Origin of the sequence: Kribbella sp. NPDC003505, from assembly GCF_040610875.1 — a bacterium.
GTDB lineage: Bacteria > Actinomycetota > Actinomycetes > Propionibacteriales > Kribbellaceae > Kribbella.
Genome location: NZ_JBEXNA010000008.1, coordinates 46,835 through 56,307, shown reverse-complemented (window position 1 = coordinate 56,307; position 9,473 = coordinate 46,835). Strand labels below are relative to the sequence as shown.

The following is a 9,473-nucleotide window of genomic DNA, read 5'->3' as shown; positions in this document are numbered from 1 at the left end:
AGCCGGAGTTGCAAGAGCACTGGGCCAAAGAAAACTCGGCCCGGTTCTCAACTTCCGCCGAGGGTCCGCTCCGCGATGGATGCCACTGGGAGTCGGCACCCGACGCTGCGACAAAAGCCGAGCGAAAGCTCACCGAACTCACCCCACAGCGGGCCCAGGACACTACCGAACTGGTCTTCGACGCCGCGCTCGCTCCAGCCACAAAGGGCGCTGGTCCATCTCATCGAGCTCGTCACTGAATCGACGGCCGAGCTCATGGACCCCGAAGAGGTGCTGGCGCACCACAGGGTCAAACGGGCATCATGTGACGGCCTTGCCAGTCCTGCGGGCGCTCGACCTGAAGGACCTGGACGACCTCACGCGCCGGATGGTTCTCCGTTGGCGCAGCCTTGGAACTGCCGAGGGAGGGGCTCTGGGGTGTGCTCGCGCTGAGGCCGTTAGCCGGCGGTGCGGCAGCGATCACCCCCGACGTCGTTGTCATACAGGTTCTCGGTACCGCCATTGCCACTCGCGTTGCGTATGCGTACGGCTTTCGACGCCCTATCTCCCGATCAGCGACGCCTCATCGATCGGGATAGTGCTGCGCGCGTACAAGGAGCAGGGCCCCGAAGCCGCCGCCGTTCGGGAAGCATCGTCGGCCTTCAACTCGGGTCTTGGACGTTACGCGATGGAGCAAGAAGCTTCGCGAGGACCAGCGCCTGATGGCAGCGGTCGAGAAGCTGATGAACGTGTTCGTCCGTGGTCAACATGTCCCCGTGTCATGCCTGTCATCGCAATGCTGGCCGGCGCAGGAACCAACGCCTACGTTCTCGGTGATGTTGCGAAGCAAGCCAACCTGTTTGCGCAGACGGCCTTTCTGTCCGAGAAGGACGATCTGCCAATGCCACTGAATCTCACGCGGCCGTCCGGCGCATCGGAAGGCAACGGCCCCTGAATAGGCCCGGGCCCGAGGCGTGAACAGTCAGCGTTCCCCATGGGAGATAGGTCAGCCGCTCAAGGTGCCGGTCAGCACAGCCTGCGCACGGCGGTTCGACCGCTCTCGACTGGCAAAGTTGCCGATGCCAGCGGTCGTCGCTCCTCCTTATGGTTGAGGCGCTGGATGATCGACTTGGCAGGGTCTCGATTGGAGATTCCACGGTGTCGGCGATGGCTATTGCTCCGGGCGTCGTCGAGCAACGCATCGTCGCCGTGGATGAACGTGGTACGTACCACTCGAGTCCTGACCGTTGATCTCGACGCGGGATCGCCGGAGCAGATTCCGGCCGCTGGCCACGGCCTGACCCTCCCATGTGGGGCCGTGTAGGTTCCGGGGTGCTACTCCACAGCACCCCGGAACCGCTCAGCGATCCGACTGCCCCGTGATACCGGGTGCTCAATTTTGCTCAAGGCAACCAGTCGGAGCGGCGCAAGGCGGCTCACCGCGGGACAGTCGACCCGACCGGGTGCCACTCGCCATCGGTCTGTTCGAGCCGGAGGGACCGTAGTCCAAACGGCGCAGGAGCGACGACCCCTCGGCCGTCCGAAACCCCCTCGCTGTCGGCCGGCAAGTGACAACGATATAGCTCGACCTGTGCAGGCCCGTCGGCCAGAATGTGTGCCACGCAGGCTTGAAGCGCGGAAGTCCGGATGCCGGCCAGTCTTCAACCGCTTGTTGGACAGAACGGCTCCAGCACGCGCGCGGCCGGGCCATGCTCCGTCTCAGTGACCAACAGACAGTACCTCGTTCGACGAATGTCGGCCATCGCGACCCGTACTACCTCAGCAGGTGAGTCGAGCCGTCGGCGCAAGGCCACCGACGATAGAGGAGCCCGAGCCGCTCGGAAATCGCGACCGGTTTCTTGAGATTTCCTCCGATGCTCGACTCGTGATGATCCGCGGCGCCGCCCACCCGTGTCCAACGCCGAGCAGGATCCAGATGAGGCACCCGATCACTGGCCGTTCGAAGTTGAAGACGGTGAGCAGTACTCGGCGGACCGATGTCGCGGTTGCGCCCGATCATCGTCACGCGCACGAAGGAGAGCGACGCCTTGAGGCGAACCTCGGACTCGTCCGAGTTGCCGATCCATAACGGTCCGCTTGCCGACGGTCGGATTCGCCTGCTCTCGCGAGCCGAATCCCTCAACGACCCGCATGACCCAAGCCGGCGTCAGCTCAAGGCCGGCACGGACCCAGGCTTCCGGTGGTCAGACGTCACCAACGGGAACCTGTACCTCGAAGGCGTCGGCGTAGTCATGAGGCTCAGAAGCCGTGAGGCAACCAGTGACAGCGATACGGCGTACTTGGCCTCTTGGTGCGTCACTCATGAGATCCTCGCTCTGGTTGGTGGTGGTTGCTACATTCATACATGCGTGTATGTAGCCAAGCTGCCGCAGAACCGTGCGCTTGAAATCAAATGCCGAACATGCTGCGGAATACCACGTCAACGGCCGGGGATACAAGCCACGCTCGTCTGCCGGGCCCGGTCTTCAGCGGCCCAAGCCGCCTGCCGGTCGGCGGAAGGCGACGGGAGCGCTCGCGATTGGTCGCGCGGCGGGCCGTTGAAGGTGTGCTGGTCGCGAACCGTGCCCGTCCAGATCGATGGACTGCGGCTGCACTGGCGAACATCGAAGATCGGCGTAGTTGTCTTCACAACGTAGGGCGTGGGAAACATGCGCGCCCGACCCGCCATCTGAGGCCAAGCCACGGGTCATCCTCAACGGCCGATGCCGCCTGGCCGCCGCGCGGTGCGCGTGCTTCGATGGCTGGGGCGCTCACCATGCTTCGAGGAGATGTTCTCCGGGGCTTGGCCTTGGGCAGCGGGAGACGGGAGCACAGTGAACTGCTCGCGCATCACTTCGCTGAACGCGTCCTGCCCTCGGACCATCGCGTCCAGATCTATTGCCTGCGGCAACACCGGCGTCTTGTCGAACAGTGACGTGTACGCCGCGACCAAGAAGGGGCGCACGGTTGCGTCATGGCCGCGCTGCATCCACGGGCCTTGGATGAGGTAGTACGCGGCGTCCGAGAATGCCCGCCGAACCTCCGGATCCCGGGAGCGAGCGGCCCGGTGCTGCGACGCTCTGCTTCCAGATCGGCCAATGAGGGTTTCTCACCGGGTGCCTCGTTGGAGGTGCAGCAGGACGAGTGCTGCGGCTGTGACCGCGCCGATTCGCCATGGGTCGAGGGTGATGCGTTCGAGTGCCTGCCATGTGCGTTTGAGCAGGGCGTTGGCCCGTTCGGCGGGTGCGCGCAGGGCGCTGATCAAGGTGTTGCGGGCCTGGTTGTCGGGGCTCAGGTTGCGGCCCTTCGTCGGGACCATGATGCCGATTCCGGCGCCGGTGTAGCCCTTGTCGGTCAGAGTCGGCAGGCCCTGGGCGGCGGCCGGGTACAGCGCGGGCAGGGCGTGTTCTCGGGCGGCGGTGATGTCGTGGGTCGAGCCGGGTTCGACCTGGCTGACCCATTCGGGGTAACCGGTCGGGCCGGTGAGGACCTGGATGTTGCCGCCGTGTTGTTTGTGTTTCCCGGAGTACCACAGGTCGTGACCGCTGTCGGAGGGTGCGCTGACCCGGGTGCTGGGGATCAGCGTGCCGTCCAGGCCCACGAATGCCCACCCCTCGCGCACGGCCTTGGCCTCTGTGAACCAGCGCAGCACCATGACGGCCTGCACGAATTGGGGTCGCGGCACGCCGCCAGGGGCGCGCGTCGTGGGCCTTGCGGTGTGCGGTCAGCCAGCGCGCGACCTGGTAGGCGGTTTCTGCGGGCACGTCGAGACTGGCACGATAGGTGATCACGTGGGGTCCTGGTTCAGGTCGGGCTTCTTTGGCGAGAACCGACCTTTCTAGGCCAGGACCCACGCCAGCCCGCGACACCCCCGTTCAGCACAACGTTGCCTCAGACTACGGCACCGCTCAGATCATCAACCTCGGTGAGAAGACCGCACTGTATGCCGACGGTCCTGCGCCCTGTATAAATCGCCTCGGAGCAACCATCCTGGCGGCAAAATCAAAATGCCGGCCCCGTGTCGCTTATACCGCTGGCACCTACTACGATCCGGCGCCCATCGGTATTCGCCAGACTGGCATTCGTACCTGTTCGAGTTATATCGCCCAGAACGCGGAAGATGCCCGCGTGAGCCACCAGAAGCACGACTGGGGCAAGGCATGCGGCGGCGTGCAGCCCTCGACCAACTCGAGCGGCGAAGGTATCGAATGCCTCGCTGTCGCCTGGAAGGGTCGCCGATGTCCCGCCTCTCCACGCAGCTAGCGCCCCCGGAAACCTGTCCTCGATCTCCTCGGCAGTCAGCCCCGTGAGCGTCCTACTCCAGCGTTCGCGGATGTCGGGCAGCTGTACTGGTGGAGCGAGCTCGAGCGCCTGCGCAACGATGAGGCCAGTCTGTCGAGCGCGACTCAAGTCAGAGGTCGCCACGGCGGCGATTCCCGCGCCACGACAGAGTTCAGCAAGTCTGGTTGCTTGCTTCCTGCCAAGGTCGGTGAGTGGTGGATCAGCTTGGCCAGCCCACCGGCGTTCGTCATTCCAAGTCGACTGCCCATGGCGAACCAGGATTACTTCACCCGAGGTCATTGGGCAATACTCGCACCTTCATGTGTGCGTGCGGTCCCTTGCGAAGCCACTGATAGGCGGCAAGGGTGCAGTCCAGCCGGTTGCCAGCACGCCTGATCCGGCACGCCAAATCGCGCAGGAGAGCCGACGCAGCCAGGTGCTCATCGTCGGAAGGACCCGCCGCCCAGACACGATTCGTGCCCGACGCGCCAGCTCGCCACCTGGCACCGCATCACCCTCCGGCACATGCTCGAAGCGGCAATCAGCGCATGAGAAGTTCAGTCAACTCCGGGTGGTCATCGTGCGGCGAGACGGGCAGGCGCTGATCTGGTCGCGGCAGCGCAATGGACCTAACCGACCAGTTTCCCGATGTCGGGGCCGCCGCCGTGCGCGAGCCGTCCAGCCGTGTCGTGCTCGACGGCGAACCGGTGATCACGGTCGACGGCCGACTGAGCGTCGACGCGCTCCGGCGGCGACGCTCCGAACAGCTATCCGGCGAGTGGGCGACGAAGCTCCAGATGCCCCCGGTCACCGACGATTTCGACGAGGCCCGGGTGGCACGATAGGTGATCACGTGGGGTCCTGTCCGTGGACTGAGTCTTTGGCGAGAACCGACTTACAGCGTCAGGACCCCTACCCCGCCGACGCGACACGCCCCGTTCACCACACCGTTGCTCTAGACAACGACACCCGATCAGCCGACCAACCCCGATGAGAAAACCTCAATGTCTCGAACGACGCGTGTCGCAGAATCTCTCGGTCAGCCTTCAATGCCGTCCGAACCTTCACCGCGTCGGGTCCGTAGAGACTCGGCTCGAAAAGCAGCACGTTCTCATTGACGGTGCCCCCGTCGGGCAAGTCGACGATGTTCTGAAGCTCCTTTGTAACCCTTCAGAAATTCTTCCGCCTGGTTCAACCGCTCCAGAGCGACCTGCTCCAGCGCCGTCAGCAATTGGAACGCGGGCGACCCTGGTTCGCGATTGGCGACCGCCGGTGTGAGGCGGTACTGCGTGTACCGATGGATCGGGGTCCGGAACGGCTCGAGCGCAGCCTCCGGGGTCCGCCGACCGATTGCCGCCATCTCGAAGCGCCAATTCGCCGCGTGCTGGAACGCCGTCTCGAAGACCGCGACTCGCTCATCCTTGGAGGCAGCCGCGTCCAGCTGCTCATCCAGCAGTTGGAGCACGTCGTTGGCCTCGATCGCCTGCAGCGCCGCGAACTGACTCACCAGGTCGCCCTTGCGAAAAGAAGTGGTCGTTCTCACGATGGCCGGCGTCGGGAAGCTCAGCTCTGTAATTCGTTGACGAACACCAGCCACACCGAGACATTACCGCAAGCCAGCGAGACGTGACATGCCCTTCCTGCGGCACCGGCGATCTTACGGATGCCGTGGTGCAGTTGCGCGATTGAGATGAGGGTATGCACGGCCGAATATGCGTGGTCCCGGCATCCACGGGGCACCTCTTATTGCGGCCCGGTGAAGCTGCTGTAGGTGAGGTTCAGGTGCTGACGAGGAGCTCGGTGGATTACGAAGTCTTTGATTCGGCGCGGCGGAAGCTTGTTCGCGCCTGGTGGCGCGAGTTCACAGACCCGGAGGAACTGGCTCTCAGGGTGGCTCGGCTGAGGGATCAAGCAGCCGCGATCACGGACGAAGAGAGTCGAGCCCGGGCATACCGGTACTTGAAGACGCTGGACGACTTGGTCCGCGAAGCCCGCTCGCCGGAGGGCGAGACGCGTGGACGTGCCGAGGATGTCCTCCTTCGAGCGGGTCGGCCAGGGTTGGACATGAATGGTTCTCCGGAGAAGAGCATCGATCTCGGCTCCGCGGATCTGGGGTGACGGATGAAACCGTTCGGTCCCGCATGGAGAGCGCGGGTCCGGACGTCGGTGATGGACTGTGGCAGCGTGTGAGAGACGCCATTGCGGTTGACACCGGCGCGGGGCGGTCATTGTGGAACGGGGTACTCGAGTATCTCGATCCCAAGGTGGAATTCGCCGCGGAGGTAGGCCCGACGGTTCCATGTACCTCCATCGGGAAGTCGTGGTCGAGCCGCTGCAGCGGATGTACGCACGTCCTGAACGATTTGCCGTCGTCGATCCGGGATCGAGCGTCGCGCAGCGTTGACGACGGTCGTACACGAGTTCACCCACCTCGCCGTTCCGCGGCACCATGCCGCCGGGGCGGTGGTGAGTATGCTCCACTGGCCGGTCGAAGAGGGTGTCACCGAGGCGTACAGCCAAGCCCGACTCGATCACATCGCCGACCGTGTGTTGTCGCCGGTTCTGGCCGCAGGGATCAAGCAGGTTCGCTGCTCACGCGAGTATCCGGACTGGGAGCCGGCGGCCCCCGAGCGTTCGGCCCTCGCCACACTCGTGCGACCCGACCGGCGGGCGTCCCTGCGTCAGGACATCGTGGACACGATCAGGCGAGGCTTCGGGAACCTGCTGTGCCTGAATGCCTCGGGGCCGCCAACAATCGTCGCGCGCTTGCTCGAGGATCCGGACTGGAGATTGCTGATGCAGCTGTCGAAGTCGTCCGTACGGCGGAACGTCCGGTTTCGTGGTGGTCTGTAGCAGCGTGGCCGGCCGGGGCCGGTACGGCGATGGGTCATGCCATGGTGGACGGGATGACCCAGCCGCTGTTCAGGATGATCGACCAGGCCCGTGCTGGGCACCGTAATGTCGGTCGGCGGCTGCAGGAATTCCCGCAGGTCCTCCGGCTTCGCGGCCGCGCGTGCGGCCTGTATCAAACATGGACCGTGCTCCGGCCAGTTGATCCCGATGTTGAACTTCAGCAGGGTCATCTCGCGGCCTTCGCGCCCTGCCTCTTGAGAGCTCGGGCCAGATTGATCCGTGCAATTAGGGCTGTCCTGGGCCTACCTCGTCGGATCGGCGATAGCGCGACGTTGCCTGGCCATTCGTGGTCAGCCCGGTCCACGTGGATCGGGCATTCGCGCGAGGTGCGTCCACCAGTGAGCTTGGAGTCTGGTGGCACTGACCACGACCGTCCGGCTGCTTCGTCGCGGTTCATCGTTGACGCGCGGGGGACTATCGGGCGCGGCCCGCTGACCGGCGAGAACCTGGCGGGTAGCGGTGTGACGGCCTCGCCGACTCGGTGGGATGCTCGGCTGGTCGGGGCCCGGGAGCTACGCCGGAGGGCTGCCAGTCGGCACAAGCGTGGAGGATCTTCCAAGGATAAGGCCGCATGTGCTCCGGCAGCTCCCAGTACGCCGGCACGCCGACATGGTCAGCGAGAGCATTCATCGCGGATATCAGTCTGACATTCACAGCGAGGAGCGCGGGCTTGGTGTCGACCGGCCGACCGGTGTCCTTGATCCACTGCAACAGGAACTTACCGATCGAGTACTCCCGGGTTGGACGTCCGAAGGTGTCGATGAGATGGAATTCGTTCTCGGCGTCGAACACCAAATTGTCCTGCCTGCGCACGGCGAGGAATTCACCGGTTGTGAGGGTGCATTCGCGCGCCGCGCTGAGAAACCTTCGCGCGGAGTCGGCGAGTTCAGGTCTTCTCTGCGTCGCAGCAACGAACTCGGCCACTGTGTTGCCTGGGCACAATCGACCGAGCAACTCCGCATCGAACCCTTTTGGTGACGAGCGCTCAAGCCATTTCCCGGCCGGCACGGGTCAGATGGGCCTCGGACAGTTGTTCCGGCGCCCGCAGACCGATCGCGAGACCGGTTCCGTCCTGCAGGGGCCTCCACTCCTGTACCGCGACGGGAACAGGAATCACATACCGCTCATCGGGATCGACAACCGAAGCGATATCGAGCTCTCGCAGCACCCGGCCCGGAGACGGGAAATCGACGACTCCACCATTCGCGGGATCGAATGACCGTCGCCGAACACCGATCGCAGCCTCGACAATCGCTGGGCTGTCTGCTCGGCTTGAGCAGCCATCACGCTCCTCGCCGCCTCACCGATCGAGTTGTCCAGCCATCTGGGTCCGGTGTCCACCCCGAGTCGGCTGCGTATACTAACTGCTCGTTTCCGCGGGCATAAAAGGTCAGATCGAGACCGGGAAACGGTTGCTCCGAAGGGCGCACACCAAACACGCCGTCGTTGCCTCGCCCGCTAGTCAGATACCCCACGGAAGAAACGCCGCCGGTCCGCTGCGCGACCAGTCGACCAGCCTCATCATGAATCCGCTGCAAGCTAAGCCTGGTGACACGTCGACTCTGGCTCCACTTGCCGGATGCGGTCTCGTCTCGATCGTTCATCGTAGCCGATATCACCGTTTCGTCAGCCAACGTTGGATAAGGAGCCACATGACCGGCAACCTGAATCGTCGCTGCGGATGAGATCGCTCCCTGCTCCGGCTGGTGCCGATCGTCTCCGACCAGCAGCTTGGGCAGCTCGCGGCTACCTTCAGGCTCGCCCATCGCAGTCAAATTCCGTTCATCAGCCGCGGTCCAGTGTTCACGCATTAGCACTTGATCGCTTCGCTTCCGGATCGTGACAACCGCTGCCTAATGACGGCGGTGCAGTCGTTGGGGCTTCTTACGGCGATCACAGCTCCGCCGACGGGGAGGGGCGTCAGTAGAATCGCCACACGCCGCAGTACGAAGCCTCGCTGCCGCCTTCGGGGGCAGGTCGAGGTCAGGTCGCCAGTCCCGCGGCGGCCGCGGCTGCAAACCACTCCTGGGCAAGCTCGGGACTGCGGACCATGACACGCTGAACGTTTGGTTCGCGTGGTTCGGACTCACCTGAACCTCGAGGTCCCCGACCGCGAGACTGACGGCGCCTGTCCCAGCCAAGAGCAGTTGCCAAGTGCAAGTTCGTCCTTCGTGGTCCGTCTCGTATCAGCTGATACGAGACGGACCACGAAGGATTTGGTGCCGTAACACGCCGGTGAAAAAATCCGACTCCGGCCCCCCCCCGGAAAGGTTGGGGGTGACCGAAAAACGGGGGGCGGT

8 protein-coding genes and 1 pseudogene are annotated in these 9,473 nt (G+C 64.3%); 4 read left to right on the top strand and 5 right to left on the bottom strand.

Annotated features, from left to right (window positions below; all coding sequences use genetic code 11):
* Window positions 1-760: 760 nt before the first annotated feature.
* The gene (locus tag ABZX12_RS26420; RefSeq protein ID WP_355697305.1) at window positions 761-934 is read left to right on the top strand and encodes a hypothetical protein; all 174 of its coding nucleotides are present in this window, start codon (window positions 761-763) and stop codon (window positions 932-934) included.
* A 1,758-nt stretch (window positions 935-2,692) separates the two neighbouring features.
* Here ABZX12_RS26420 and ABZX12_RS26415 read toward each other — a convergent pair.
* The 3 genes and pseudogenes from ABZX12_RS26415 to ABZX12_RS26405 form a co-directional block, all read right to left on the bottom strand.
* Window positions 2,693-2,944, bottom strand: coding sequence for a hypothetical protein (locus tag ABZX12_RS26415; protein ID WP_355697304.1), 252 nt, complete (start codon window positions 2,942-2,944; stop codon window positions 2,693-2,695).
* 144 nt (window positions 2,945-3,088) lie between these two features.
* A pseudogene (locus tag ABZX12_RS26410) lies at window positions 3,089-3,770 on the bottom strand (transposase family protein).
* A gap of 211 nt (window positions 3,771-3,981) precedes the next feature.
* Window positions 3,982-4,560: a histidine phosphatase family protein gene (locus ABZX12_RS26405; RefSeq protein ID WP_355697302.1), complete on the bottom strand. Its 579-nt coding sequence runs from the start codon at window positions 4,558-4,560 to the stop codon at window positions 3,982-3,984.
* Window positions 4,561-4,883: 323 nt separating this feature from the next.
* On the opposite strand from ABZX12_RS26405, the gene ABZX12_RS26400 reads away from it, so the two are divergent.
* Window positions 4,884-5,105 (top strand): hypothetical protein, encoded by a 222-nt coding sequence (locus ABZX12_RS26400; RefSeq protein ID WP_355697300.1) that lies wholly within the window; start codon window positions 4,884-4,886, stop codon window positions 5,103-5,105.
* A gap of 266 nt (window positions 5,106-5,371) precedes the next feature.
* Here ABZX12_RS26400 and ABZX12_RS26395 read toward each other — a convergent pair whose 3' ends face one another.
* On the bottom strand, window positions 5,372-5,857 hold the full coding sequence (locus ABZX12_RS26395) for a hypothetical protein (RefSeq protein WP_355697298.1): 486 nt from the start codon (window positions 5,855-5,857) through the stop codon (window positions 5,372-5,374).
* Window positions 5,858-6,060: 203 nt separating this feature from the next.
* Between ABZX12_RS26395 and ABZX12_RS26390 the strand changes: the two genes are divergently transcribed.
* Window positions 6,061-6,378, top strand: a complete 318-nt coding sequence (locus ABZX12_RS26390) for a hypothetical protein (RefSeq protein WP_355697296.1) — start codon at window positions 6,061-6,063, stop codon at window positions 6,376-6,378.
* Window positions 6,379-6,941: 563 nt separating this feature from the next.
* Here the strand turns inward: ABZX12_RS26390 and ABZX12_RS26385 are convergent.
* The gene (locus tag ABZX12_RS26385) at window positions 6,942-7,343 is read right to left on the bottom strand and encodes a hypothetical protein (RefSeq protein ID WP_355697294.1); all 402 of its coding nucleotides are present in this window, start codon (window positions 7,341-7,343) and stop codon (window positions 6,942-6,944) included.
* Window positions 7,344-7,782: 439 nt separating this feature from the next.
* Here ABZX12_RS26385 and ABZX12_RS26380 point away from each other — a divergent pair, with 439 nt between their 5' ends.
* Complete coding sequence (locus ABZX12_RS26380) at window positions 7,783-8,151, top strand: hypothetical protein (RefSeq protein WP_355697292.1); 369 nt, start codon at window positions 7,783-7,785, stop codon at window positions 8,149-8,151.
* Window positions 8,152-9,473: the final 1,322 nt, after the last annotated feature.